This is a genomic window from Acinetobacter sp. WU_MDCI_Abxe161, from assembly GCF_025514355.1.
Classification (GTDB): domain Bacteria; phylum Pseudomonadota; class Gammaproteobacteria; order Pseudomonadales; family Moraxellaceae; genus Acinetobacter; species Acinetobacter pittii_E.
Genome location: NZ_JAHPTU010000001.1, coordinates 145,251 through 171,035 on the forward strand (window position 1 = coordinate 145,251; position 25,785 = coordinate 171,035).

Genomic DNA, 25,785 nt, shown 5'->3' on the forward strand with positions numbered 1-25,785 from the left:
AATAAGTGATGATGAATAATGCGCTGTCAGACATTTTTCACAATCAAACCGCACTCACTCGTGAACGGTTAAGCTTTTGTGAAGCCAATATTAAAGATCTTAATGAATGGGTTACTACCCTTTCTATTATGCAACTCGGTGATACGTCAAAAGCATTATTCACAGCCATTTTAGAACTCAATGAATTAAAATGTAGTGAGACTCTACGTTTTGATCTCATACAAACGCTTCATCCAACCATTAATAATGTGCTCGCGAGCCTAGAAAAAAACTTCTTTAACCAAGGTGTTATTAGTACAGATCGTAATGAACATATTATTGAATTAGCAATGTTGCTCCGCTGCTATTTCGCCAGTATTTATTTGAATATTGCGCAAAATAGTCATGAGCAACTACAGCATCAAAAGTTTTCACTCTTTGCCTATAAGCAAAAAAAGAATTTGCAAACGGCGCGTACTCTGTCAACTTTTCATGCTTTAAAACAGTTAACGAGTCTTCTATATCAGCAGCATATGCTCTATAGCGAGCCTCTTAAAGGACAATGGTTAATTGCACATCAGCTCTATGAAACCGCTGTTCAACACAAATACCATCTGACAAATATCAATCATATTCAGGGTATCCACCACCCGTTAGCAAATATCACTCAGGCCTATGCTCAACTGATTTTGCTCGATATTTTAAATACCAACCAGATTCGTCAGTCAGAGATTCAGGCATTATTTCAATGTAGTTTTGACTGGGCAAGAATGATTCATATTTTGCCGAAAGATACCGCATTAACAAAATACGTCGTCGACCCAAATAAAGATCATCCACCTGTTTATAATACCAAGCGTAGCTCTAATTTTAATCCGAGCATCTTTATAGGTACGCAAGCCTTACTTGAGCATGTCACTGCAACCATGCATAAAAATGCTCAATATATTTCTAAGAATGAAAAGTTTTATTTAAGTCCAGCTTTAAAGTTTCATGTACAAACGATTTTAGGAACTACAGCTCAACGTCGTCATGAACGTTATGAGTACAATGCAGAACTACAAATTTGTTTCGGTTTAAGCACTGCTCACTTCTATCTATCAAAAGCAAAGAACTTTGAAGAAACATTACAGCTTAACCATAACTATAACTTGCAAAGCGAATCTAAAGTTTTATCTAACTTAGAGAAAAAAGAACAACAAACCAGCTCTTATCAACGCTTGAGCCGTGAGAGCAAAACCATTTATCAAACCACTGTTCTTGATATTAGTGTCAATGGATACCGTATTAAATGGTCTGGCGAAGCACCGAAAAACTTAAGAACCGGTGAATACATTTTAGTTAAAGAGACTTTGCACGGACAATGGCGCGGTGGCGTGATTCGCTGGATTAAGCAATCAACTGAAAAATCTCTGGAGTTAGGTTTAGAGATCTTGTCACAAGCCATGTTCCCTTGCGCAGTACATATTCAAGCTGAGCGCCATACTCGCAACTATCATCCCGCACTATTACTACAAACACAAAATCTAGAAGAAATACAAAACACGCTTATTTTACCGGGCTCTCAAATTTTTAGAGAGCAACAAACAATTCATTTACGATTGGGGACAGAAGAAATCAAAGTGTATCTACTCAAAGCACAACTCATTACGCAAAGTTTTATTCAATTTCATTTCGAACTTTTGAATGAGCAGCAACAAGGCCTGCTTGATCAGTTCATGATGAAAAAGGGTAATAACTCTAGCAGCCAAGATTTATGGGAAGCACTAAAGTGAGAAACTCTTTATTATCTAAAAAGTTAAAACGTACTGAAACACGTTTACTCATTATTGATGACAACCAGCTACGTTATAACCAGATTTTAAATTTATTATTGGGGAATGATTATCAAGTTCAGGCATTATTACTTGATGATTTAAAAAGTTTTGAAAAACAGTTAAATACGCCGTGGGATGCTATTATTTTTGGTCGCGCTTATGACCTAAAAATTGAACAAACTCTCTCCCTCATTCAAGCATCTGAGCAGCCAAATTTACCTGTTTTATTATTACAACCTGAAGATTATCAACCTCAGCAATATCAGGCTTATATTCAAAAAGGCATTTATGATGTAGTTCCATTAGAACCATTAGATTATTTTTATATCACTCTTATTCGGACCTTGTCATATAGCCAGTTATTACAAACCGAACAACGTCTGACCAATGAGTTAGAAACGATTCACTCCCATACACAAACATTGGTCAATAACAGCCATAAAGCAGTTGCCCTTTTTCAAGAAGGCATGCATGTCAAAGCAAATACAGAATATCTCAACCTTTTTGGCTTTAAACAAGAAGAGGAGATTATTGGTCTGCCTATCTTAGATGTTTTACAACCTAATGATTTAAATGTTTTTAAACAAAGATTTAAGAAAATTTCATTAGGCCAGTTCGATCAAGCACGTTTTGAAATTCAAAGCCAACATGCAGCAATTTCAGGTAATAACGCGCTAAAACTAGAGTTTATTCCTAGTCAGGAAGAAGATGCCGTACAGTTGACCATTGACTACCAACTGGATTTGGCAACACCAGCAAATACACTCTTTTCCGAAAAGACTGATGGTGTACAAACAGTTTGGCAACAAATTAATCGACATCTATCGACCTACCCTGCTCAAGCCAATGCATTAATTTTGTTTCGCTTAAATCAGTGCCCAGAACGAGTATTTCAACAAGATTGGCAAACCCCTGCACAATATTTCAACCAGTTACAAAGTTTCTTAAAAGAGCACGCGCAAATACCGATTTTCAATATCGAACTTGGTGCGTATGTTGGAGTTTTACAAGCTGAAAACAGTAGTGTTCTTAACTCTCAACTGGTTAGTCTGCAAAGTTTGCAGAAAGAGCATTTATTAAAGATTAATGAGCTTAACTACTCGGTCCAGTTTAAGCTGAGTTATGCCCCAATAACTGAACCTTTAAATGAAGATAGCTTTACAAAGTTACTTGATCAAACTCATCAGCAAAAGTTACCTAAGGCGAAATCAGAAATTGAGTTAGCACCAACGATTGATATTGTCGCTGCTGAGCCTGCCAACTCGCCTATATCGCTTGATCTAAGCCTTCAACATGTTGATGCTCCTCTGCAATCATCTGTATTACAGCAATTAAGGCATCAACTAGCGCGAAGTGAAATTCATTTAAAATATCAGCAGATCTACGACAAGCATGATCAGGAAACTCATAACTATGAAGTGACTAGTGGTTTTATTAGTGATGAACAATGGTATGACATAAACGACTTGGCTGAATTAAGAGAAGACAGCGAGCTTTCTATTCAACTAGATCGCTGGATTTTGGTCGAGGCGTGTAAGCAACTACATAATTTTATTACTCAGTATCCTAAAGCTAAACTGATTATCAACTTGAATATTGATATCTTGCTCAAAGATAAGTCATTCCCTGAGCTGATTTCAAAACTACTCACCATTATTGGTAGCAAGCTTGAAAGCCCATTGGTTTTACAATTTTCAGAACAAGCGATTCAACCTCATCTTGCAATTGCTCAGCAACACATTGCTCGCCTGCGTCAACACGGCGCAGAAATTTCGATTCGGGATTTCTCTTCTTCTATGTATAGCGAATCAATATTGCAACAACTTGATGTTCAATATTTAAAACTGCAATCGAAGAAAACAGAGCTGTTAAACTCAGATGATGGTCTAGTTCGCTTACAAGAAAAGGTTCTGAACTATTTAACTGTAAAACCAGTCGGGATTTTACTGAGTGAACTTAATGACATGAACTCATTTGCAAATGCTTGGAATGTAGAAGCTCGTTTCTTGCAAGGCCAATATTTTCAGAAAAAACTTGATCGTTTAACGGACGTACAAGACCAATAATGGGCTTGTACGCTAAAAACAAAAAACGGGCATAAAGCCCGTTTTTTGTTTCGTGTTGCAGTATTAACGCTTGATAGAGCGAGACATACCAGCAAAACGTTGTTTGAATTTGTCGATACGACCACCAGTGTCTACATTCTTTTGCTTACCAGTGTAGAATGGGTGGCAAGCTGAACATACGTCAAGGTAGATAGTTTCTTTACCTAAAGCAGAACGAGTTTCGATTACGTTACCGCAAGAACAAGTTGCAACTAATTTTTCATATTTTGGGTGAATATCGGCGCGCATCGTCGATTACTCCTAATTGGAAGAAAGGCTTAAGCTGTCATCGCAATTGATCACTCTCAACTTCAGTTGAGGACAGGCTCAAAATGAGCAGATCAACACCACAACAGACCATTCTTTTGGCCCACCGAAACCTCTAGGGTTAGAGCTAAGCACAACAAGTGGGCAACATTATACGTCAAATAATTTCTTTTTGCGAATTAATCTTTCGATTTAGCCCAGTAATTTGCAATCACCCCACACACCATTAATTGGATTTGGTGAAAGATCATAATAGGTAATACAATCATACCTAAAGGCTGACCAATAAATAAGATTTGCGCCATCGGAACACCACTTGCCAAAGTCTTTTTTGAACTACAAAAGAAAACCGTGACTTGATCTGCTCGGTTAAAACCTAAAGCACGCGGTAAGTAAAGTGCTAATAGCATAATGACCGTTAAAAGCACTGAACATGCAATTGTGAGAATGAGTAAAGTTTTCCAGCTCACCTGATGCCAAAGCCCTGCAACCACAGCCCCACTAAATGCACCATACACCACCATCAAAATTGAACCTTGATCGAATGCTTTAACAATGCTTGGAACTTTTGCCATATAAGGGAAAATATAAGGACGTAATAATTGACCTAAAATAAATGGTACTAACAGTAATAATGTAATTTGTATAATTGAAGCCGTTGGATCGAACCCATGTTGGCTTTGACCTAAAATAAAAAAGCTCACCAATACTGGTGTGATAAACATACCAATCAAATTGGAAAAAGATGCACTACACACCGCTCCAGCCACATTCCCTTTTGCCACAGATGTAAATGCAATAGAAGATTGAACTGTAGAGGGTAAAAAGCACATAAACAAAAAACCCCAGTACAGCTGCTGACCTAATAGAGGTAACAGAATGGGCTTAGCCAATAAACCAATTACTGGAAAAATAAAGAAAGTAAATGCAAAGACAAGTACATGCATTTTCCAATGCAAAATGCCTTCAATCACCGCCTCTCTTGATAGTTTCGCACCATGTAAAAAGAATAAAATTGCAATCGCGACTGTGGTCAGTGTATTGAAATATTGTGCTGCTTGACCACTGACTGGAAAGAATGTTGCGAGTAGTACCATTCCAACCAATAAAATTGTAAATCGATCAAGCGCCAATAACTTCAGCATAGCCATATCCTATGATTATTTTAGATAAATAAAAAACCCAGTTGATAAATTGACCATTTGGTCAAGCCTTCATCATACTGGGCTAAAAAAATAAAGCTAGACTTTTAAGAATTAAATCTTAAAGCGTCACAGTCAATTTTTAGTTATTAGTCGCATTAGCATCTTGTTGAATCAATTCGACTTTATAGCCGTCCGGATCTTCAACAAATGCAATCACGGTAACACCACCTTTCATTGGACCCGCTTCACGCACAACTTTGCCACCACGTGCTTTAATTTCTTCACACGCTTTATAGGCATCATCAACACCGATGGCAATATGACCATAAGCATTACCTAAATCATAACTTGATGTATCCCAGTTATGGGTAAGCTCAAGCACGGTATTGGTTTCTTCATCGCCATAGCCAACAAATGCCAGTGTAAAGCGCCCTTCTTCATAATCACGCTTACGAAGTAACTTCATCCCTAATACTTCGGTATAGAACTTTAAAGATTGTTCTAGATTGCCTACTCGCAACATTGTATGAAGCATTCGCATGTCTATTCACCTGCCTTTTCTGATTCATGTGCTTGATGATCTTTTAGCAGTTTTCCAACCCAAACCACTAAGATCAAGATTGGAATACCAATAAGAGTTGTCATCAAAAAGAATTTTGGGTAACCAATATTACTCACTATGGTACCTGAATATCCACCCAAAAGTTTTGGTGTAAGTGTCATGAGTGAACTAAAGATTGCATATTGAACAGCTGTGAACGAAACACTGGTTAAACTTGAAAGGAATGCAATAAATGCTGCACCAGCCAAACCAGAAGCCAAATTATCGACAATAATGGCAAAATAAAGCCATAAAGAACTATATGGTTTAATGACCTTACCGCTAATTTCAACTGTTTGACCAGAAAGCGGATCAATATACGATATCGGATCAATATTCACATCAAGTTCACTTGGTGCTTTTAGATTTGGGTTAACAGCATATGGATGAGATGCAGAAAGTATTTTTTGTTCACCCTCTATTACAGCTACATGAAGCTCTTTACTGGTCGATGCGACTAATTTTTTCGCATCAATGGCTGCACTAAAAACACCTTTTTGGTCAGTCATTTTTGCATCAAATTTTTGCCCATCAAGACTAATAATAATTTTTTGGGTAGGAGTTAAAGCTTGACCAAAATATTGTCCACGGACGACAACACTTCCTTCTCCCTCTTTTAATGAAACCTGATCATTTCCCATGACAGGTAAAATTTGTAGAGGTAATTTAGCTGACTCAGCCGTAAGTAATGGCTGAGTACGGATGACAGGTGCTACATCAGTTTGTGCAGCATAAGCAGCTTTTACTTCGATTTGTTTTGTTCCGCTAAAAGCAGAGCTTGGGACTTCTAATTTCCATAACCCGACTTCATCTGGCTTGACTTGATAGCTATGTCCACCAACTTTTACATCTACCATATCTAAAGGCTGACCAGATTTTACCAGTCCAATAAAAATTAAATTGGTAGAGCTTGCCAAAACAGCACCAACAAACATGAGTTTCATAATGTTGATGCGCTGTGCTAAAAGTCCGCCTAAGAAACCGCCGACTAAACTAAATAACACACCATAGATTTTTACTGCTTCTGCAATTTGTTCTTTACTAAAGTTTAGGTCTTGGTAAAACACATTAGAGATGACGCCAGCAATAATGTCTGAAATACGGAAGAAACCAATAAGTAGCAACAACACTAATGCAAGCTTGACACCATAACGTTTAAAGAAATCTAGAATTGGTGCAATCCACGTCTCTTTAGCCATTTGCTGGTTAACCACACCGATTTTAACGAGTAGGTAGCCCACAAAAATAGCTGCCCCAGTTGCTGTTAAAAATCTTAGTGCTTCTAAGCCAAATAATGCAGCACTGTCTTTAATATTGCCAGCTTGTGAAATTGCTTCGGTAACTTGCCCCGAATAAATATAAGTCACTACGAATGAAATAACGGCAATAAAAAATACGATAACCAAACGGTAGTAATCACTACTCTTATAGTTTTTATAAACACGATTTACCTGAGGTTCACGAACAAGCAGAGTCGTTACAATACCCACCAACATTACGGCAGCCATAGTTAGGTAAGTCGTTTTCCAAGCTTCGTAAATGTAATTACCTTTAGCCGTTCCCAAGTGGGCAGCTAAAAATAATGCTCCCGCTCCAGCCACAATCATCCCAATTCGGTAACCCGCATTATAGGTAGATGCCAATACCGTTTGCATTTCTGTTTCTGCTAATTCAATACGGTAAGCATCAATTACAATATCTTGGGTCGCTGCCGAGAAACCAAGTAGTACCGCACCTACCGCCATTTGAACAAGATAACTTTGACCTAAAGCAGGATCAGAGAAAGCCATAATACAAATAGCCAAAACGATCAAACACTGCGCAATCAATAACCAAGCTCGTCTTCGGCCTAACATCTTGGTTAAGACTGGCACAGGTAGCTCATCAATAAGAGGAGCCCATACGAATTTAAAAGAGTAACCTAGAGCCGCCCAGCTAAAAAAAGTGACTGCACTTTTATCAATGCCCGCCTCACCAAGCCATAAAGAAAGGCTTGAGAAAATTAATAAAATTGGAATTCCGGCAGAAAAACCCAGAAACAGCATAATTAATGCACGGCGATCTAAAAATGCTTTAAAAGCCGAGACCCAACCCGAAGCTTGTGTGGTCATTCGTTTTTTATTTTCCATAAATTATAAATGTGCCTATTCAAACTCTTCTTACAATTGCTTTCAAGATTCTTTATGCAATCAATTTTGTTTTGGCGATAAAAACGGCAAGTTTGCTTGATATTTTATGCTAAACCTGTATACCTTTAAGCTTCAACCTTCGTTTTCTTTTGCTGGATATCAACAGTGACACAAAAACTTGATCAAGTGACTATCTCAACTTTATCACTCGCTAAAACAAACACCACAAACGTCACAGTAAATGCATTTCCTTCAGCTTTTGAGCAACCTGATATAAAAATGACCTTAGATAAAACAGCCTTAAAACCCGAACAACTAACACATATTCCAGATTTTGAAAAAATTCCAGCTTCAACCAAACGCATCAAACCGCTTAATAACTTTTTAGGTCAAGATCGTGCTAAAGCATCTGTAGAGGCAGGAATTTCTTTGCCCTATTCAGGCTATAACATATTTGCTGTAGGAACTGCCGGTTTAGGCAAACGTACCATGATTAAACGTTTGCTACAGCAACACGCCAAAACGATGCCAACACCTGATGACTGGGTGTATGTCTATAATTTTAAACAGGCACGTCAACCGATTGCGCTGCGTTTTCCAGCGGGTCAAGGTACAAAGTTTCAACAAGCACTTCATCAAGCTTGGCAAATTATTTTAAAACAGCTTGAACGCCGTTTTAGCGCCGAGACTTATCATAATCGTATTGAACGAATTCGTCAGGAAACTGGAGATGAGCAGCAAGAAGCGCTTGTCGAGTTAACCAAAGAAGGCGAAGAGCTCGACTTAAAACTCATCTCTCGCAATGAAAAGCATGGCTTTGTACCTGTGCAAGTAAAAGATGATCAGGTTCAAGAGCTCACCCAAACAGAAATTGATGCACTTAATAGTAAGCAACGTGCCGAAATTGCAGCCAATATCCGCTACATGGATAAAAAGCTGGAACGTCTTGGCTTACATTTAGGTGATTTAGAAGATGATGCTCGCGACAAAGTATCTGTTTTAAATCGCGATATTGCGACACAAGTCGTTATGCCAAGAATGGACCTTATTTTAAATAAATATGGTCAGGTTAAAGGGCTTGAAGATTATTTAAAACAATATGCTCAAGATATTATTGAGAATGTTGAACTAATTTTAGAACAAGATGAAGATGACTTTGCGCCTTCAATGTTCAATCGTGTACCCGCGCGTTATCAAGCCAATGTAATTGTAGCGAACAAGCCAAATAGTGGTGCTCCTGTTATTTTTGAAGACTTTCCAACGCATTATAATTTGCTAGGTCATGTTGAACAGCTCACTCATAACGGCACAATTACCACAGATTTCACCTTAATTCGTCCTGGTTCTTTGCATCAAGCCAATGGTGGCTTTTTAATGCTGGAGGCGGAGCAGTTATTAGAACAACCTTATGCGTGGCAAGGTTTAAAACGCGCTCTTAAATCTGGACAGCTTAGATTGTCTTCACTCGAACACATGCTCACCTTAACAGGCAGTATATCGATTGAACCAGCGGCAATCCCACTCGACATTAAAGTGATTTTAATGGCTGAGCCTGAAATTTATTATGAAATTTTGGAGCTAGAACCAGAACTTGGCAGTGTTTTTAAAATTCGTGCAGATTTTACCGATACTCTGCAACGTAACGAAACCAATGAACAAGCTTATATGCAGTTGATTGCTGACTACGTACAAGCCGATAAATTATTACCGTTTGACCGTAGTGCTTTAGCTGCTCTATTAACTGATTCTAGCCGACAAGCAGAAGATCAAAGCTCATTATCATTGCATGCTTCTACTTTGGGTGATCTGATTCGAGAAGCACATCACCATGCGTTTAAAGCTGATGATAAGATCGTTACAGAACAACATATTAACCTAGCGCTACAACACCGACAATATCGCTTAGGCTATTTAAGAGAGCTTTACTGGCAGGATCTTTCTCGTGGTACTCAATTAATTGAGACTTCAGGTTACCGTCTAGGTCAGATCAATGCTCTCTCCGTTATTCATTATGCAGATGTTGAATTTGGTTTACCTTCACGTTTAACGGCATCTGTTTATCAAGGTGGCGGTGATATTCTTGATATTGAGCGTAGCGTAGAGCTCGGTGGCTCACTGCATGCCAAAGGCGTGTTGCTGATGTCTAGCTTCTTAAAAGCTCACTTTGGTCGTGAACAAATTTTGCACTTCTCTGCTGCGCTTGCATTTGAACAAAGCTACGGCCAAGTCGATGGTGATAGCGCAACTGTAGCTGAGCTTTCAGCATTGATTTCTGCGATTAGCCAGTTACCAATTGATCAATCTTGGGCAATTACAGGCTCAATGAACCAGTTAGGACAAGTTCAGCCAATTGGGGGTGTAAATGCAAAGATTGAGGGCTTCTATGATGCTTGTAAATTACAAGGGCTAACGGGTAAGCAAGGTGTCATTATTCCTCGTCAAAACATGCAGCATTTAATGTTACGCCAAGATGTAATCGATGCTGTTCGAAGCGGCCAATTCCATATTCATGCGATTGACACGATTGATCAGGCACTTGAAATCTTAATGGCTCGCCCAGTAGGTACACTTGATAAAAAAGGTAAATACAGCAAACACTCAATTTATGCGGCTGTAATGGAACAACTTGAGTACTGGCAAGCAATCGAAGATGGTGCTGAAGTTGAAGAGGAACCAAAAAAGAAAAAGAAAAATAAGAAAAAAATCAAGAAGCATGAAGAGCTTACGGCGGAAGATCTGCCGCAAGAAAGTGTAGAGGAAGTTGCAACCTTAAAACAAAAGTAATAAAAAAGGGCCTGTAATAAACAGGCCCTTTTACTTTTAGTCTTAGAAAATTAGCGGACGATTTGGATCGCTCGCCCTCCTGCTAACTGACTAAAATATTGTTTAAGTGCTTCAACACAGCGCTGAATTTTCATGGGTTGTTGATCATGCTTGGCAACTTCTGCATACAACGTAAAAGTTGGCAATTTCCAATCAGGCATGAGTTCAATCAAAGAACCATTTTTTAACTCTTTTTGAGCATCTAAATATAAAATTCGTGCAATACCATGGCCTTGCTGACATAACGCTTTTGCAACTTGTAAATTATTGCTCTGCAAACGGCTTTGCATTTCAACATTAAGCGTTTCACCCGTTTTTACATGCTGAAAATGGAAATTGTGTGATTCATTCATCACATTAATCGACAACAGCTCGTGAGCTCTTAAATCATGAGGATGCACAATTGGACTAGATTGATTTAGATAACTTGGAGAAGCCACTAAAATTTGATCGACAAAAGCCATTGGAATGACAGAGCTACTTTCTTCTACCGGAGTAGAACTCATGCGTACTGCAATATCAATTCGTTCTTCAATTAAGTCGATATAACGATGCCCAACTTCAAAATGCACAGATAAACCGCGATGAGCTGACATCCAGTGAGATAATGCAGGAATGAGGTGTTGAACTGCTAAATCAGGAGTTGTTGCGATACGCAAATCCCCAATTAAGTCATCCCTCAATTCATTAATTCTGATTTTTCCCCTTTCAGCAGCTGCCAACATTTCTTGACAGCTTGAAAAAAAAGCCTGTCCGGCTTCTGTCAAACTAAGTTTACGAGTGGAACGGTGTAATAGAATTACGTCCATTTCATGCTCAAGGGAGCGAATCTGCTGGCTCACCGCACTTGTTGTAATTCCTAATTCACGTGCCGCACCACTGAATGAACTTTTTTCAACCACACAAGCAAAAACACCCATCGCACGAAGCTGATCTAACATAGGTTTCCTCAAATCTAATTCTAAATTTATAAAAAAATGCTTATTGTTGTAATGAAAGCAACCAATTATATTATACGAGGAAACCTAAGTTTTATGCATTAGCTATTTTGGTAAAAGATTTATAGGATTAATTGGTTTTCCATCCAGACGGATCTGGAACTCAAGCATGACCTGAGATGCCCCAGTAGAACCCATTTCGGCAATTTTTTGTCCAGCAGTTACATTGTCACCGCTTTTCACCAACATCTTGCTATTGTGAGCATAGGCACTGATATAACCATCAATATGCTTAATTAAAACCAGATTACCGTATTCTTTTAAGCCATCGGCTGCGTAGACAACTTGACCATCCGCTGCGGCATAAATAGGATCGCCCTGATTTCCACCATAACGGATTCCTTTGACATTATTTGCCAAATTAAAGCCTTGAATCACTGGTCCATTGGTCGGTTTTATCCAGCGTAAGCTAGAATTTGGTGCAACCGAAGTCACTGTCGTATTTGTTGACGGTGCGGTCGTTGCAGGCGGAGTTACTGGTGTAACAGGTTGTGTAGTTGGTAAAGCAATCGTTTGACGCTTGATTTGCTCAGGCTGCGCCATAACTTGCGTAGATACCGTTTTTGGTGAAGAACCTTTCTTCAAACGCAAAGACTGATTAACATAAATACGATATGGTGGAGCAATATCATTCATTTCGGCAATACTGATATAGTCCAGACCATAACGCATTGCGATACCACTTAAAGTATCACCTGAACGAACTGTGTAATAGTTAGGGGCCATTGCATAGCGAGAACTATTATTAATTTGTGGTTTAGAAGCACATCCCGCCATAACCGCAGTAAAGCCTACTGCTACAGACAACATCATAATTTTCATTATTTTGTCTTTTTGGATATGCACTCTGCTTTGTTGCCCAATTAAATGCATTGATCTCCCTCACTAAATGCTACAAATCATTTCGGCTAAGAGTACCAAAAAAGTAAGAGGAAACACGTTCCTCTTTTTCTTTATTCACAAAGTTATAACATTTGAAGCAGATTATTGACTCAAACTGAGCTGTAAATCTTCTAAAACGGCGTAATTTGTTGCATCCATTTGAATCGGTGTAACACTTACATAACCATTTGCAACCGCAAAGAAATCAGATTGAATCTGACTTGAAACACGCTGCGGATCTGTAACTGCCTCACCTGCTAAACCAATCCAGTAAACTTGACGACCTCGTGGATCGACGTGACTGGTAATCGGTTTAGATTGAGCACGACGTCCTTGATACGTAATCTGTGCTCCTTTTAACTGTGGCACATCAGGAATATTGACATTAAAGATATGTCGCGGAGGCAAAGCTGGTAAACCGCTTGCAATAAAATCATGTACCCACTGAGCAGCCTGAGCATAATCTTCTTTATTGTTATAGGCACGCACATCAGGACCTGCTAAAGACACGGCAATTGCAGGTTGTTTCATTAAACGGCCTTCAAATGCAGCCCCTACCGTTCCTGAATATAAAACGTCATCACCCAAGTTTGCGCCACTATTGATTCCGCTTACGACCAAATCGAACTCAAAATCAAACAAACCATTCATGGATAAATAAACACAATCTGCTGGTGTACCGTTTACTGCCCAGACATCTTCGGCAATTTGAATTGGGCGTAATGGTCGATCCAATGTTAATGCACTCGAGAAACCACTTCTTTCACTTTCCGGTGCAACCACAACCACGCGTCCAAGCGGTCTTAATGCTTCAGCTAAAGCCTGTATACCTGGCGCAAAAACACCGTCATCATTCGCAATTAAAATATTCACTAAAATCTTTCTCTACAAATAAACCTAAAGGTTTTCACAATTGAATTATTTGTTGAATTATATATATTTATGCCTCCATAGCATTATAAAATTGTGAAAAAATGAAAACTTTCGCTCCTTTTTTTCAGGTATTGGGGATCAGTATCACATTGTGTACGCAAGCGGTTTTTGCAGATGAGGACATTTCAACACAAGAGGCTGATAGCTTAATTAAAGATGATATTGCCGCAACGCAAGTTTTACAGGAAATCTGCCCAGCTTTCGTCGGAACAAATAAAAAACTTGAGTCAAATGCTCAAAAAATTATTGCAATGTATCTAAGTGGTTATTCAAATAAATCAATGACCTTAAATACTCTACAAAACGATGCTGAATTTAAAACTCTATTAAATGAAGCACGTCTTACGGCAAAGCAAATGGACCATCATGAACAACATGAGCTCTGCGAAGAGATCGTCAATTATAAAGAATAGATCTTGCTCTTTTTAGATATAGGGATTTATTCATTTTTGGTTTTCTGCTTAGTATTAAGCAGAAAACCAACATAACAATACATTTTTTCCATTTTTTTAAAATCTAAATTGGTTAAGCTAACCGCATATTTAAAAATTTTATTTTGAGTTATCGATGTTTATGAAGAAAAGCTTAGTTCAATCGCTCTCTTTGGTTTTACTTATGAGCATGGCAACAGTTGGTTTCGCTGCTGATAAGAAGAAAACAACTGAGAAGAAAACCGAAAATGAAAATGTTGTTGAAGTGACTCCACAACAAGGCACAACTCCTGAAGAATTAGCTGCAATTCAAGTGCTTTCTGAAATTTGCCCAAGTTTGATTGGTAAAAAAGATACCGATTTTGCTCAAGGCTATGAACGCTTAGTGAAAGACTATCTACCAAATGAAGCGGATGCCGTTTCTGCATTAGAAAAACGTAGCAAAGACAAAGGTTTCAAAAAATACTTAAAAGAAGCGCGTAAAGATGCAAAAGCTGCGGGTGATGAGCAAAATACATTAGTTTGCCAAGACGTGAAAGCATATCAATCGCAAAACTAAATTAGTAAAAAACTCTTGAGTTACAATACTGTTTGAAAAAGCCGACTTCCCCCATAGAAGTCGGCTTTGCTTTATCCTAAAATGCTAGGCTCTTCTGCTTCATACAAGATATTGGAATTACCTAGAATGACTCGAAAAAGCGCTATTGCTGCACTACTCCTCTTACCAAGTTTTTCTTATGCAGCAACTGTCTTATCAGCTCCGCCAGAATTAAATAATAAGTCTTATGTATTAATGGATTATGAGACAGGACAAATTCTCGCTTCTAAAAATGAAAACGAAAAGCTTGCACCTGCTTCTATGACAAAAATGATGACCAGTTACATCATTGAACAAAAATTATTAAAAGGTGAACTGACTGAAAATGAGCAGGTTCGTATGAACGAGTCTGCGTGGTGTAAAGGAAGTAGTTCTGAATCATGTATGTATGTCCCTTTAAACGGTACAGCGACTGTTCTAGAAATGCTCCGCGGTATTATTATTCAGTCAGGTAATGATGCATCGAAAGCAATGGCTGAACATATTGCCGGAAATGAAGGCACGTTTGCTCATATGATGAATCAGGAAGCAAAACGTATCGGCATGGTAAACACTCAGTTTATTAACTCAACCGGTATGCCTGCTGAAGGTCACTATTCAACTGCAAAAGATATGGCTGTCTTAGCGCAACATATTATTAAAGACAGTTCAAAATACTATCCAATTTACTCTGAAAAAGAATTTACTTTTAATGGTATTAAACAAGGTAACCGTAATGCCTTGCTTTACACAGACCCAAGTGTAGATGGTTTAAAAACAGGCCATACAGATGAAGCGGGCTACTGCTTAACTACGTCAAGTAAACGTGGTCCAATGCGTTTAATTTCAGTGATTTTTGGTACGCCAAGCATGTCTGAACGTGCAGATCAAACGCGTACATTACTGGCTTGGGGCTTTGCTAACTTTGAAACTGCAAATGTTCAACCAGCGAATCAAGTTCTTGCAAAAGCAAAAGTTTGGTTTGGTAAAGAAGATGAAGTTCAAGTTGGTTTGGCTGAAAACTTTAGTGTGACTATGCCTAAAGGTAAAGCTGATGGCATTAAAACTCAGTTAGTGGTTCAACCTAACTTAAATGCACCACTTCAAAAAGGTCAAGTTGTGGGCAAACTTGTTGCTAGCCTAGATGGCAAAGTAATTGCTGAGAAACCTTTAGTTGCATTAAAGCCAGTTGAAGAAGCAAGCTTCTTTGCTCGTTTAATCGACCATATCAAACAATTCTTCAGTAACTTATTCTAATTTTTGAATAGGTGAATTAAGCACTCATGCTATTTAGCCTGAGTGCTTTTTTATTTTATAATTCGACTAAATTTTATTTTGATACTCATCATGGCAAAGAACATTCGTCCTTATCTTGAACACCACCCTCAAGTAGATGCAACCTGTTATATCGATGACATGGCTGTTGTGGTGGGTGACGTTAGCTTAGCTGAAAATGTCTCTGTCTGGCCTTTTGCAGTCATCCGTGGTGACGTAAATAGTATTCAAATTGGTAAAAACAGTAACGTACAAGACCATTGTATGTTGCACGTTAGCCATAAAAATGATGCAAAACCGAATGGTTCACCTCTGATTGTTGGTGAAGATGTAACCGTTGGCCACCACGTAACTTTACATGGCTGTACTATCGGTAACCGTGTTTTAGTCGGTATTAACACCGTTATTCTAGATGACGTGGTTATTGAAGATGATGTAATGATTGGGGCAGGCAGTTTAGTGCCACCACGCAAAGTCTTAAAAAGTGGTTATCTCTATGTAGGAAGCCCTGTACAACAAGTGCGCCCACTGACTGAAAAAGAACTCGCATTTCTTCCTTATTCAGCAAGACATTATGTAAAAGTGCAAAATAATCATAAAGCTGCACAAGCAAATCACGATTAATTATGTATCTTGATGGTAAGTAGTAAAATTTCTGATTTTTAAACAATATGGTTTTGTAGTATTGCTCATATCGTTTAGCAGATCACCGTAGCCAAAAACCCCTAAATTTCGTATTATACGTCTTTTAAATCATGGTGCTTTTTTATGGCCGCATGGACTCCTCATGTCACTGTTGCTACAGTCGTAGAAAAAGACGGACGCTATCTTTTTGTAGAAGAGCATAGCGAAGGTTTTGTACACACAGTATTTAACCAACCTGCAGGTCATGTGGAATGTGGCGAGTCATTAACAGAAGCTGCTATTCGTGAAACACTTGAAGAAACAGGTCATCATGTTGAAATTGATGCCTTGCTTGGTATTTATACTTATACCCCACCCATGTTTCCCGATCGCACATATTACCGCTTCTGTTTTTTAGCGCATGTGACTCAAGTTGAAAGTAATCCTCAACTTGATACAGATATTGTCGCTGCTGTGTGGATGACACCAGATGAACTCAAAGAATCTGCCCGTGCCCGTAGTCCTCTTGTGCTAAAAGCAGTTGAAGATGCCATGAAAGGCCACCATTATCCTCTATCGCTTATTTATGAGCACCCCTTCTCTCCCTCATTAACTTCTCATTTGGATGCCTAGTCCTATGCAACAACGTGTCATCGTCGGTATGTCTGGTGGTGTAGACTCTTCTGTTTCTGCAGCACTTTTACTTCAACAGGGTTATCAAGTTGAAGGTCTTTTCATGAAGAACTGGGAGGAAGACGACGGCACGGAATACTGTACAGCAATGGAAGACCTAGCCGATGCTCAAGCAGTAGCTGATAAGATCGGTATTAAGCTTCATACAGCAAACTTTGCTATGGAATATTGGGATCGGGTGTTTGAACTTTTCCTAGCTGAATATGCGGCTGGACGTACACCAAATCCCGATATTTTATGTAATAAAGAAATTAAGTTCCGTGCATTTTTAGATCATGCTATGACTTTAGGTGCAGACTTTATCGCAACTGGTCATTATGCACGTCGTGGTGAAACTGCATATAACTCTAAAGGCGAAGCATATGCACCATTATTACGTGGTGTAGATAACAACAAAGACCAAACCTATTTCTTGCACGCTGTTCATGGTAGAGAAATTAATAAAACTTTATTCCCTGTAGGCGAAATCGAAAAACCTGAAGTACGCCGAATTGCTGAAGAACTTGATCTTGCTACAGCTAAGAAAAAGGACTCAACAGGAATCTGTTTTATTGGGGAACGTCGTTTTAATGACTTCCTTAAACAATATTTGCCCGCTCAACCGGGGAAAATTGTACTTGATACAGGTAAAGAAGTTGGTGAACATCACGGTCTGATGTACTATACGCTCGGTCAGCGTGGTGGAATTGGTCTAGGTGGTTTGAAAGGTGCAGCTGAGGGTGCATGGTTCGTACTACATAAAGATCTAGATAATAATCGCCTCGTTGTTGGTCAGGGACATGAACATCCACTCATGCAAAGCACTCAGCTTTGGAGTGAGTCAATTGACTGGGTAGCGGGTGAACAAAATATTCCTGTGGAAGGATTACGCTGCACAGCAAAAACACGCTACCGTCAACCTGATCAGGCATGTACAATTTTTATTGATGAAAACACTGAACACGGTGTACGCGTAGAGTTTGATGAACCTCAGCGTGCTGTTACACCGGGTCAAAGCGTTGTATTTTATTCAGATGAAGTTTGCTTAGGCGGGGGTGTCATTCACCATACAAATGCCCCTACACCAAATTTTATTTAAGGGAATGAATGGCATGGTGGAGTTACCATTTCAACAATCACAAGCCTTGAATGTTCGACAAAACCGTGCCCTTGCCTTGGCTGGGGTATTTCAGGCCACCCAGCTTACTCATATGACAGCGATGACGGGTCAACAAAGTATTGGTGAAAGTGGTAACTTCTATTTTGAGCTGTTAATTAAAGCAAGTTTAAATATTCGACCTACAGCCAATAATGGTGTTCAAACCTTAGATTTTTTTAATCAGTTGGCTGATATTTCTTTAGGGCTTAAAACCCTCGAAAATTGTATTACTCAACCTTTTTCAAACATGCCTAAATCTCGACTTCCAAAAATGGGCACAGCCAAACTTCCAATGTCCTACGCGATGTCGCTTTTACAGCTAGAGAAAAAGGTTTATAGCAATCCTGAATATGTCGCAATCATTGAGAAAGCTCAGCAGAAAATTTTAAAACAGCTTTCTTTTTTTGATAATAACTATTTACATCCAAGCATTTTAGCCAATTTGGCACAAACTTATGTTGATACTGCCGGGCAGATTAATCCACGCATTTTAGTTCGTGGTAATGCAGAAGCATTTAAAGATACCAACCATACTAACCGCATCCGTGCTTGTCTGTTTACTGGCTTGCAAATGGCCCATTTATGGCGACAACTCGGCGGTAGTTCATGGAACATGATTTTTAGCAAACGTAAATTGCTACAGGATATTCAAGCACTTGCTCGTTTACAGTACCAAGTCATTTAAGACTATAAACGAGATTTTTTTAGTTTTATGTTTATTCCAACATTAAGGAATCGTTATGAACGCTTTAACCGCTCTATCACCATTAGATGGACGTTATGCCAGCAAATGTGATGCGCTACGCCCTTTTCTTTCTGAGTTTGGTTTAATCCATGCTCGTGTCACTGTAGAAGTGCGTTGGTTACAAGCACTTTCTAACCGTCCAGAAATTGTTGAAGTTGCTCCTTTCTCAAACGAAACAAACGCAGCTTTAGATGCAATTGTTAGCAACTTCTCTGAAGAAGATGCTAACCGCATTAAAGAAATTGAACGTACAACTAACCATGATGTAAAAGCAGTTGAGTATTTCTTAAAAGAAAAGATTGCGGGTATTGCTGAATTACAAAATGCGGGCGAGTTCATTCACTTCGCATGTACCTCAGAAGACATCAACAACTTGTCTCACGCGCTTATGCTTAAAAACGGTCGTGAAGTTTTAGTATCAAGCATGAAGCAAATCCTAAATGCGATCTCTGCTTTGGCAACCACTCACGCAGAACAACCAATGTTGTCTCGTACACACGGTCAAACTGCTAGCCCGACTACTTTGGGTAAAGAGATGGCAAACGTGGCATACCGTTTAGCTCGTCAAATCAAACAATTTGAAAATGTTGAGTTACTTGGCAAAATCAATGGTGCTGTAGGTAACTACAACGCGCACTTATCTGCTTATCCAAATGTTGACTGGGCTGCACATGCTCAAGCTTTTGTTGAATCTTTAGGTTTAACATTCAACCCTTACACGACACAAATCGAACCACATGACTACATGGCAGAGTTGTTTGATGCGTTACGTCGTTTCAATACGATTTTGATCGACTTTAACCGTGACGTATGGGGCTACATCTCTCTAGGTTACTTCAAACAAAAATTGAAAGAAGGCGAAGTTGGCTCATCAACAATGCCACACAAAGTTAACCCTATTGACTTTGAAAACTCTGAAGGTAACTTAGGTATTGCAAATGCAGTATTAGCTCACTTAGGCGAAAAATTACCAATTTCTCGCTGGCAGCGTGACTTAACTGACTCAACTGTATTACGTAATATGGGTGTTGGTTTTGCGCAAAGCTTAATTGCTTTCGATGCGTGCTTAAAAGGTGTGGGTAAACTTGAGTTAAATGCAAACCGTTTAAATGAAGATTTAGACCAAGCTCAAGAAGTTTTAGCTGAACCAATTCAAACTGTAATGCGTCGCTACAACATTGAAAAACCATACGAAAAATTAAAAGCATTAACTCGTGGTCAAGCAATGACGCGTGATATGATGGTTAATTTCGTAAATGGTGACGAACTTTCTCAAGTACCAAGCGAAGAACGTGCACGTTTAGCTGAGCTTACGCCTGCAACTTACACAGGTAATGCAGCTGAACAAGCGAAACAAATTAACGATTTAATTAGCAAAATCTAATTAAAAAGTTTACAAAAAGCGGAGCTTAGGCTTCGCTTTTTTATTACACTGATATAAATCACAATAAAGTCTTCATAAAATGATCGAAAAACAATTCAAACTAAAACACTATATTGCTCTTGGCCTGCTTTTGATTGCAATTGTCATCTCAGGTATTCAGCCTCTTGAATTTGAAGCTTATTTACTTCATCAAGCTGGCACTGTTTTCATGTTGATTTTGCTCTTTGTTATTTTTAAAAAGATTGGGCTCGACTTTTTAAGTTTTACTTTTTATTTGCTGTTTTTGCTCATCCATATTATCGGTGCGCACTATTTGTATTCATACGTTCCGTACAATGATTGGATACAGCAGGTGTTCCATTTCAACTTAGATCAATATATGGGTTGGTCCCGTAATATGTATGATCGTTTAGTTCACCTTGCTTATGGCGTTTTGCTCTACCCTCTTATTTATCGTGTTTTTCAAGTATGGTTACCCTCAGCAAAACCATTTAGTCTATTTTTACTAGTGGTTCAATTCGTAATGGCATCAAGCGTTTTATATGAACTTATTGAATGGGCAATTGCAATTGGATTATCACCTGAAGAAGCCGAAAATTATAATGGGCAACAAGGTGACATGTGGGATGCACATAAAGATATGCTATTAGCAACGATTGGGGCAATTATCTATGGACTTCCTGCACTAGTGCTTCCCTCTAAAACAAATAACTCATAAATAAAAAAGCGCTCATTGAGCGCTTTTTTTAAGACCAATTTAAACGACAGGATTCGTCTGTTCTAAGAGGTTTTGTAGAACAGAAGAAGTTGTATCAGGTAAAACATGCTCAAGATTAGCTGTTGTATTGCTAGCGTTGGTAGTTATATCACTTTGATCATTTACTTGTGTAGGCTTTAGTGCTGTTGATGATAAAAGAGTTTCAATTGGGTCTGGTTCACTAGAGGCAGAACTTTTTAACAAATCATCTATTGGTACAGATTTATGCTGCTGACTGTCCGCTTCATTCGTTGTGTTTTGGACTAACTTTAATGTATTTAGGCCAACGCTATCAGCAACAGATACAGTTTCTGCATGAGCAGTATCAACTGCTGCATCACTTAAGCTCGCAGTCTTTGGAGCAACCACATAAAACGTAAATGGCGAACTCACTTCACTTGTAAGCCCTGCAGCATCTGTTTGCATTAAAGTAATGGTATGTTTCCCTAAGGTTAAATCTTTATCTAGTGTGAATGACCAAGTCTTACTAGTACCTAAATCACCTACTTTAATAATTGAGATGGCTACCCCATTATCGTAAATAGTCAAAGTCGCATTGGATTCAACTTGAACAGTAAATTTTGGTTTGGCATCATCAGTTTCAGAACCAGCTAGGATTGCCCCCTTTAAAGCCCCCACATCATCATCTAAACTTTTTAAAACAGGCTTAGCTGGTGGAATCGTATCTTTATCACTGCCAACAATTTCCAGCGCAGTAGACTTATTCCCTGAACTGTCGATTGCTATTACAGAACCTTTCGAGCTATCGGTTAAAGCAGGTGAAATCGTAATTGTAAATTTACCATTTGCATCTGCTGTACCAGTACCGATAACCTTATCAGCTGAGTTTTTGATCTCGATTTTTGCATTGGGTTCAGCTGTACCAGTAACAGAGGTACCATCCGCATTCACTTGAGCGGTAGGCTTATCTGGCGCTATAGTGTCATAGCCAGAGGAAATTTCTAAAGGTTTAGATGTATTACCCGCTGTATCTTCAACAATAACCGTTACCTTTTGTGATTCTTTTAAAGCAGAAGAAAGCGTAATTTGAAACTCGCCTTGAGCGTTTGCCGTACCGGTTCCAATCACTTTACCCTCAGCATCTTTTATTTGAACTTTTGCATTAGGCTCAGTTTGTCCTTCAACCTTGGTGCCTTCTTTATTTACTTCAACTAAAGGAGCATCTGGAGCAAAAGTATCCTTTCCTGCAATGATTTTAGTTGGCTCAGATTTATTGCCGGCTGCGTCTTCTGCAATAACTTTTCCACCTGCTTCACTCGTCAATGGAGAAGTAAGTTTTAAAGAAAAAATGCCCTCTTTATTCGCAGTTACAGTACCCAATATCTTACCGCTAGCGTCATAAACAGTAATTTTTGCATTTGCTTCAGCTTTACCAGTTAACAATGAACCATCTTCACTTAACTGGGCTTGTGGGGCATCGGGAGCAATTGTGTCTTTACTACCAGTCACAGTACCTGCTTTAGACATATTACCAGCAGCATCCTCAGCAAAAACATTTAATTTATTTCCATTTGCTAAAGGTTTATCGAGTTTAATTGTAAAATTACCGCTTGCATCTGCGACCCCTGTTGCGACTGTATTTCCAGCAGCATCTTTAAGATAAATTTTTGCATTAGCTTCTGCTTTACCATTAACCGTAACAGTATCATCGGCAACGGTAGCCGTCGGTGCAGCAGGCGGTAAGATATCTACAGGTCCTGAAGAGTCATCTTTGTCATCTTTATCAAAGGCCCAAAGGTATAAACCTTCAGCGGCTAAAACTGCTAAGCCTGCTTTTAGGACATTGCCCATCGAAAAAGTTGGGGACTCATCGACTGCCATTGACGCAGCTGGTTGACTCGTACTGGTATAGGCTAAATCTGTGACATGGTTTAGACCTGTATAGTCAATCACCTTACCTTGAGCATCAAATTGTGCTTCGACAAATTTTCCATGTTCAGTCGGAAAAACAAGTGAATGATCTGTCGTATTATTTGCTTCATTAAAGAAGTTTTCTAAAACAAGCGTTTCACCATTTTTCAAATGGATCACTAAGTTTCCACCTTGTTTAACCATTGATGCAATATCTTGTTGACTCACACCAATCTGGATAATTGCAGGTTGGTTTAAAACCACTTTACTGAGCTGACCATCTTGCAGAACGTCCAAACCCTCTTTGGATGCCACAATTATTCTTGTCATTATTTCCTGTCCTAAATTTCAGTTATATTTTTAAATGTCTAACTTTTTAAATGTTTCATCTAAAAGCTATTTTATTGCTGCTTAAAATATCAAAACCATGTGCTTATCACAATTCAAAAAGTATATTTATCAATATTTATTTTTTACTTTCTATTAAAAATCCAAATATATTTAACCAGACAACTTTGAATATTAACTTTATAAAAAAAACCAGCATTTAAGCTGGCCTTTTATAAAATTAGAACTAGATAAACTTATAGTTTTGGATCACGTACTTGCACAAGCGTCGTGTTCGCTTTTGTAAGGCTCTCCATTACTTTACTCATTACAGCAGGAATCAAACCATCTGCCATTTGTGCCGCTTGCAAACCTAGCTTCTCACCCAAGGTCGCTTTCTTACGTGTATTAATGACGTATACATCATGTTGAGGTAATAGACCCAGTAGATATTCATCAGATGTTTGTAATTTATCAACAAGGTTTAGATCTAACGCATCTTCACCATACCAATGTTCACCTGTAGCCACCTTATCGACATTCAGCTGTGGGCGATACTTTTCTACAAAGTGTTTAAATAAAACATGGGTTTGTTGGAGCTCTTCTTCGAACTTCGCTTTACCTTCTGGGGTATTTTCGCCAAACATGGTGACTGTACGTTTATACTGCCCTGCTGTGTAAAGCTCAAAATCCACATTATGCTCTTTCAAAAGACGATTAAAGTTTGGAACTTGAGCTACCACTCCAATCGAACCCACAATTGCAAATGGTGCAGTAATAATTTCATTTGCAATACATGCCATCATATAGCCACCGCTCGCAGCGACCTTGTCTACACAGATGGTTAAATGGAAGCCTGCATCACGTAAGCGTACCAATTGAGCTGCTGCTAGGCCATAACCATGGACCATACCACCTGGGCTTTCAAGACGAACGACAACACGGTCACGCCCTGCTTTAGCAGTTGCTAAAATAAGAGTAATTTCTTCACGTAAGTTTTCAACTGCGGAAGCTTGAATATCGCCTTTGAAATCTAAAACAAAAATTTTCTGATTATTTTTACGGCGAATTTTAGCTTCTTTAGCAAGTTGTTGAGCTAATTGTAAAAGTTCTAAACGGCTTGCCGTAGTTTGTGCAATTTTTTTTCTCTGTTCATTTACACGCGCATTTAAATGACTAACACGTATTTCCGCAGGGAGTTTAGGCAAATGGAATAACATAAAATTCTAAGCTCATAAGTTTATCTTTATAGCCTTAAGATGTGGTCCTTTTGATTAAAATTCAATAGCGATTTTGCAAAATAGAGTCATTTTCATTTATAAAATAAAAAAAGAGCACTTGGCTCTTTTTCTTTTATTGATGATTAATCAACCGAAGCGCCCAGTAATATATGCTTCCGTTAACTGATGATCGGGTTGAGTAAAAACTTTTTCAGTTGAGTTGACTTCAATCAAATCACCTAAATGGAAATAAGCAGTACGATCAGAAACACGTGCCGCTTGTTGCATTGAGTGAGTCACAATCACAATTGTGTATTGATTCGACAATTCAGAAATGAGTTCTTCTACTTTTGCTGTTGCAATTGGATCGAGTGCAGAACACGGTTCATCCATTAAAATCACTTCAGGACTAACGGCAATGGTACGTGCAATACATAAACGCTGTTGCTGACCACCGGATAAACCTGTGCCTGGTTGGTTCAAACGGTCTTTAACCTCATCCCACAAACCAGCTTTACGTAAGCTATTTTCAACGATTTCTTCTAGGTCGTACTTATCACGTGCTAAACCATGAAGTTTTGGGCCATAAGCCACGTTGTCAAAAATAGATTTAGGGAATGGATTTGGCTTTTGGAATACCATACCTACCTGAGCACGCAATAATACAACGTCTAGATTAGGGTCATAAATATTGTGATTATCGAGGGTAATTTTACCTGTTACACGGCAACCATCAATGGTGTCATTCATACGGTTTAAAGTACGAAGAAACGTTGATTTACCACAACCTGACGGACCAATAAACGCGATTACTTCGTTTTGGTAAATGTCTAGATCAATACCTTTAATGGCTTCAAAATCACCATAATAAACATGGGCATCTTGTGCACTAATCTTGATTTCGGTTGAGTTCTGCTTTTTTGAAGTTTGTGGTTCAAAATGCGAAACATACGAAGTGCCATGATTCAGCGGTTTGTCTGTAAATTGCGATTGTTCAGTATTCACTAACTTATCCTTTTCTAAGGAATTCGTAATATCAATAGTATTCATGATTTATCCTCTA

The 25,785-nt window shown here is 38.7% G+C and carries 22 protein-coding genes; 12 read left to right on the forward strand and 10 right to left on the reverse strand.

Annotated elements, in window-relative coordinates; all coding sequences use genetic code 11:
* Window positions 1-8 precede the first annotated feature (8 nt).
* Both KTI78_RS00730 and KTI78_RS00735 read left to right on the forward strand, forming a co-directional pair.
* A complete protein-coding gene (locus KTI78_RS00730; RefSeq protein ID WP_224991575.1) occupies window positions 9-1,754 on the forward strand; it encodes a GTPase in 1,746 nt (581 codons plus the stop codon).
* Complete coding sequence (locus tag KTI78_RS00735; protein ID WP_262444932.1) at window positions 1,751-3,862, forward strand: EAL domain-containing protein; 2,112 nt, start codon at window positions 1,751-1,753, stop codon at window positions 3,860-3,862. The genes KTI78_RS00730 and KTI78_RS00735 overlap by 4 nt, the downstream gene beginning before the upstream one ends.
* A 63-nt stretch (window positions 3,863-3,925) precedes the next feature.
* On the opposite strand, the gene rpmE is transcribed toward KTI78_RS00735, so the two are convergent.
* From rpmE to KTI78_RS00755, 4 genes are all read right to left on the reverse strand, one after another.
* Window positions 3,926-4,150: a 50S ribosomal protein L31 gene (gene rpmE / locus KTI78_RS00740; RefSeq protein ID WP_001200845.1), complete on the reverse strand. Its 225-nt coding sequence runs from the start codon at window positions 4,148-4,150 to the stop codon at window positions 3,926-3,928.
* A 197-nt stretch (window positions 4,151-4,347) separates the two neighbouring features.
* The gene (locus tag KTI78_RS00745; RefSeq protein ID WP_079284103.1) at window positions 4,348-5,319 is read right to left on the reverse strand and encodes a bile acid:sodium symporter family protein; all 972 of its coding nucleotides are present in this window, start codon (window positions 5,317-5,319) and stop codon (window positions 4,348-4,350) included.
* A 133-nt stretch (window positions 5,320-5,452) separates the two neighbouring features.
* Entirely contained in the window at window positions 5,453-5,854 is a 402-nt protein-coding gene (gene gloA / locus KTI78_RS00750; RefSeq protein WP_005067992.1) for a lactoylglutathione lyase, read from the reverse strand.
* 2 nt (window positions 5,855-5,856) lie between these two features.
* A complete protein-coding gene (locus tag KTI78_RS00755) occupies window positions 5,857-8,043 on the reverse strand; it encodes an AmpG family muropeptide MFS transporter (protein WP_262444933.1) in 2,187 nt (728 codons plus the stop codon).
* 165 nt (window positions 8,044-8,208) lie between these two features.
* Between KTI78_RS00755 and KTI78_RS00760 the strand changes: the two genes are divergently transcribed.
* On the forward strand, window positions 8,209-10,827 hold the full coding sequence (locus tag KTI78_RS00760) for a Lon protease family protein (RefSeq protein WP_239975021.1): 2,619 nt from the start codon (window positions 8,209-8,211) through the stop codon (window positions 10,825-10,827).
* 50 nt (window positions 10,828-10,877) lie between these two features.
* On the opposite strand, the gene KTI78_RS00765 is transcribed toward KTI78_RS00760, so the two are convergent.
* The 3 genes from KTI78_RS00765 to surE all read right to left on the reverse strand — a co-directional run bounded on the left by KTI78_RS00765 (window position 10,878) and on the right by surE (window position 13,619).
* Window positions 10,878-11,807 carry a LysR family transcriptional regulator gene (locus KTI78_RS00765; protein ID WP_262444934.1) on the reverse strand — a complete coding sequence of 310 codons (930 nt, stop codon included), beginning with the start codon at window positions 11,805-11,807 and terminating at the stop codon, window positions 10,878-10,880.
* 102 nt (window positions 11,808-11,909) lie between these two features.
* Window positions 11,910-12,737: a peptidoglycan DD-metalloendopeptidase family protein gene (locus KTI78_RS00770; RefSeq protein WP_262444935.1), complete on the reverse strand. Its 828-nt coding sequence runs from the start codon at window positions 12,735-12,737 to the stop codon at window positions 11,910-11,912.
* A gap of 111 nt (window positions 12,738-12,848) precedes the next feature.
* Window positions 12,849-13,619 (reverse strand): 5'/3'-nucleotidase SurE, encoded by a 771-nt coding sequence (gene surE / locus KTI78_RS00775; RefSeq protein ID WP_224991444.1) that lies wholly within the window; start codon window positions 13,617-13,619, stop codon window positions 12,849-12,851.
* Between the two features lie 101 nt (window positions 13,620-13,720).
* Between surE and KTI78_RS00780 the strand changes: the two genes are divergently transcribed.
* From KTI78_RS00780 to KTI78_RS00820, 9 genes are all read left to right on the forward strand, one after another.
* Window positions 13,721-14,092: an MCR_0457 family protein gene (locus KTI78_RS00780; protein WP_224991445.1), complete on the forward strand. Its 372-nt coding sequence runs from the start codon at window positions 13,721-13,723 to the stop codon at window positions 14,090-14,092.
* 154 nt (window positions 14,093-14,246) lie between these two features.
* Window positions 14,247-14,669 (forward strand): MCR_0457 family protein, encoded by a 423-nt coding sequence (locus tag KTI78_RS00785; protein WP_224991446.1) that lies wholly within the window; start codon window positions 14,247-14,249, stop codon window positions 14,667-14,669.
* 126 nt (window positions 14,670-14,795) lie between these two features.
* Entirely contained in the window at window positions 14,796-15,944 is a 1,149-nt protein-coding gene (dacC, locus tag KTI78_RS00790; RefSeq protein ID WP_016140365.1) for a D-alanyl-D-alanine carboxypeptidase PBP5/6, read from the forward strand.
* 90 nt (window positions 15,945-16,034) lie between these two features.
* Entirely contained in the window at window positions 16,035-16,586 is a 552-nt protein-coding gene (locus KTI78_RS00795) for a gamma carbonic anhydrase family protein (protein ID WP_262444936.1), read from the forward strand.
* Between the two features lie 144 nt (window positions 16,587-16,730).
* Window positions 16,731-17,219, forward strand: coding sequence for an NUDIX hydrolase (locus KTI78_RS00800; RefSeq protein WP_016140363.1), 489 nt, complete (start codon window positions 16,731-16,733; stop codon window positions 17,217-17,219).
* A 4-nt stretch (window positions 17,220-17,223) separates the two neighbouring features.
* Entirely contained in the window at window positions 17,224-18,357 is a 1,134-nt protein-coding gene (mnmA, locus tag KTI78_RS00805) for a tRNA 2-thiouridine(34) synthase MnmA (protein ID WP_005067972.1), read from the forward strand.
* A 13-nt stretch (window positions 18,358-18,370) separates the two neighbouring features.
* On the forward strand, window positions 18,371-19,102 hold the full coding sequence (gene hflD / locus KTI78_RS00810) for a high frequency lysogenization protein HflD (RefSeq protein ID WP_016140362.1): 732 nt from the start codon (window positions 18,371-18,373) through the stop codon (window positions 19,100-19,102).
* Window positions 19,103-19,157: 55 nt separating this feature from the next.
* Entirely contained in the window at window positions 19,158-20,546 is a 1,389-nt protein-coding gene (gene purB, locus KTI78_RS00815) for an adenylosuccinate lyase (protein ID WP_262444937.1), read from the forward strand.
* 79 nt (window positions 20,547-20,625) lie between these two features.
* Window positions 20,626-21,264 (forward strand): DUF2238 domain-containing protein, encoded by a 639-nt coding sequence (locus KTI78_RS00820; protein ID WP_224991449.1) that lies wholly within the window; start codon window positions 20,626-20,628, stop codon window positions 21,262-21,264.
* 39 nt (window positions 21,265-21,303) lie between these two features.
* On the opposite strand, the gene blp2 is transcribed toward KTI78_RS00820, so the two are convergent.
* The 3 genes from blp2 to pstB form a co-directional block, all read right to left on the reverse strand.
* Window positions 21,304-23,505, reverse strand: a complete 2,202-nt coding sequence (gene blp2 / locus KTI78_RS00825) for an Ig-like repeat protein Blp2 (RefSeq protein ID WP_262444938.1) — start codon at window positions 23,503-23,505, stop codon at window positions 21,304-21,306.
* Window positions 23,506-23,759: 254 nt separating this feature from the next.
* On the reverse strand, window positions 23,760-24,722 hold the full coding sequence (gene sohB, locus KTI78_RS00830) for a protease SohB (RefSeq protein WP_262444939.1): 963 nt from the start codon (window positions 24,720-24,722) through the stop codon (window positions 23,760-23,762).
* A gap of 147 nt (window positions 24,723-24,869) precedes the next feature.
* Entirely contained in the window at window positions 24,870-25,772 is a 903-nt protein-coding gene (pstB, locus tag KTI78_RS00835) for a phosphate ABC transporter ATP-binding protein PstB (protein ID WP_016140357.1), read from the reverse strand.
* Window positions 25,773-25,785: the final 13 nt, after the last annotated feature.

Excerpts from the sequence above, each read along its gene's own strand:
- KTI78_RS00730 (WP_224991575.1), top strand. The coding sequence starts at position 9 with ATGATGAATAATGCGCTGTCAGACATTTTTCACAATCAAACCGCACTC.
- rpmE (WP_001200845.1), bottom strand. The coding sequence starts at position 4,150 with ATGCGCGCCGATATTCACCCAAAATATGAAAAATTAGTTGCAACTTGT.
- KTI78_RS00745 (WP_079284103.1), bottom strand. The coding sequence starts at position 5,319 with ATGGCTATGCTGAAGTTATTGGCGCTTGATCGATTTACAATTTTATTG.
- gloA (WP_005067992.1), bottom strand. The coding sequence starts at position 5,854 with ATGCGAATGCTTCATACAATGTTGCGAGTAGGCAATCTAGAACAATCT.
- KTI78_RS00755 (WP_262444933.1), bottom strand. The coding sequence starts at position 8,043 with ATGGAAAATAAAAAACGAATGACCACACAAGCTTCGGGTTGGGTCTCG.
- KTI78_RS00765 (WP_262444934.1), bottom strand. The coding sequence starts at position 11,807 with ATGTTAGATCAGCTTCGTGCGATGGGTGTTTTTGCTTGTGTGGTTGAA.
- KTI78_RS00770 (WP_262444935.1), bottom strand. The coding sequence starts at position 12,737 with ATGCATTTAATTGGGCAACAAAGCAGAGTGCATATCCAAAAAGACAAA.
- KTI78_RS00780 (WP_224991445.1), top strand. The coding sequence starts at position 13,721 with ATGAAAACTTTCGCTCCTTTTTTTCAGGTATTGGGGATCAGTATCACA.
- KTI78_RS00785 (WP_224991446.1), top strand. The coding sequence starts at position 14,247 with ATGTTTATGAAGAAAAGCTTAGTTCAATCGCTCTCTTTGGTTTTACTT.
- dacC (WP_016140365.1), top strand. The coding sequence starts at position 14,796 with ATGACTCGAAAAAGCGCTATTGCTGCACTACTCCTCTTACCAAGTTTT.
- KTI78_RS00795 (WP_262444936.1), top strand. The coding sequence starts at position 16,035 with ATGGCAAAGAACATTCGTCCTTATCTTGAACACCACCCTCAAGTAGAT.
- KTI78_RS00800 (WP_016140363.1), top strand. The coding sequence starts at position 16,731 with ATGGCCGCATGGACTCCTCATGTCACTGTTGCTACAGTCGTAGAAAAA.
- mnmA (WP_005067972.1), top strand. The coding sequence starts at position 17,224 with ATGCAACAACGTGTCATCGTCGGTATGTCTGGTGGTGTAGACTCTTCT.
- hflD (WP_016140362.1), top strand. The coding sequence starts at position 18,371 with ATGGTGGAGTTACCATTTCAACAATCACAAGCCTTGAATGTTCGACAA.
- purB (WP_262444937.1), top strand. The coding sequence starts at position 19,158 with ATGAACGCTTTAACCGCTCTATCACCATTAGATGGACGTTATGCCAGC.
- KTI78_RS00820 (WP_224991449.1), top strand. The coding sequence starts at position 20,626 with ATGATCGAAAAACAATTCAAACTAAAACACTATATTGCTCTTGGCCTG.
- blp2 (WP_262444938.1), bottom strand. The coding sequence starts at position 23,505 with ATGACAAGAATAATTGTGGCATCCAAAGAGGGTTTGGACGTTCTGCAA.
- sohB (WP_262444939.1), bottom strand. The coding sequence starts at position 24,722 with ATGTTATTCCATTTGCCTAAACTCCCTGCGGAAATACGTGTTAGTCAT.
- pstB (WP_016140357.1), bottom strand. The coding sequence starts at position 25,772 with ATGAATACTATTGATATTACGAATTCCTTAGAAAAGGATAAGTTAGTG.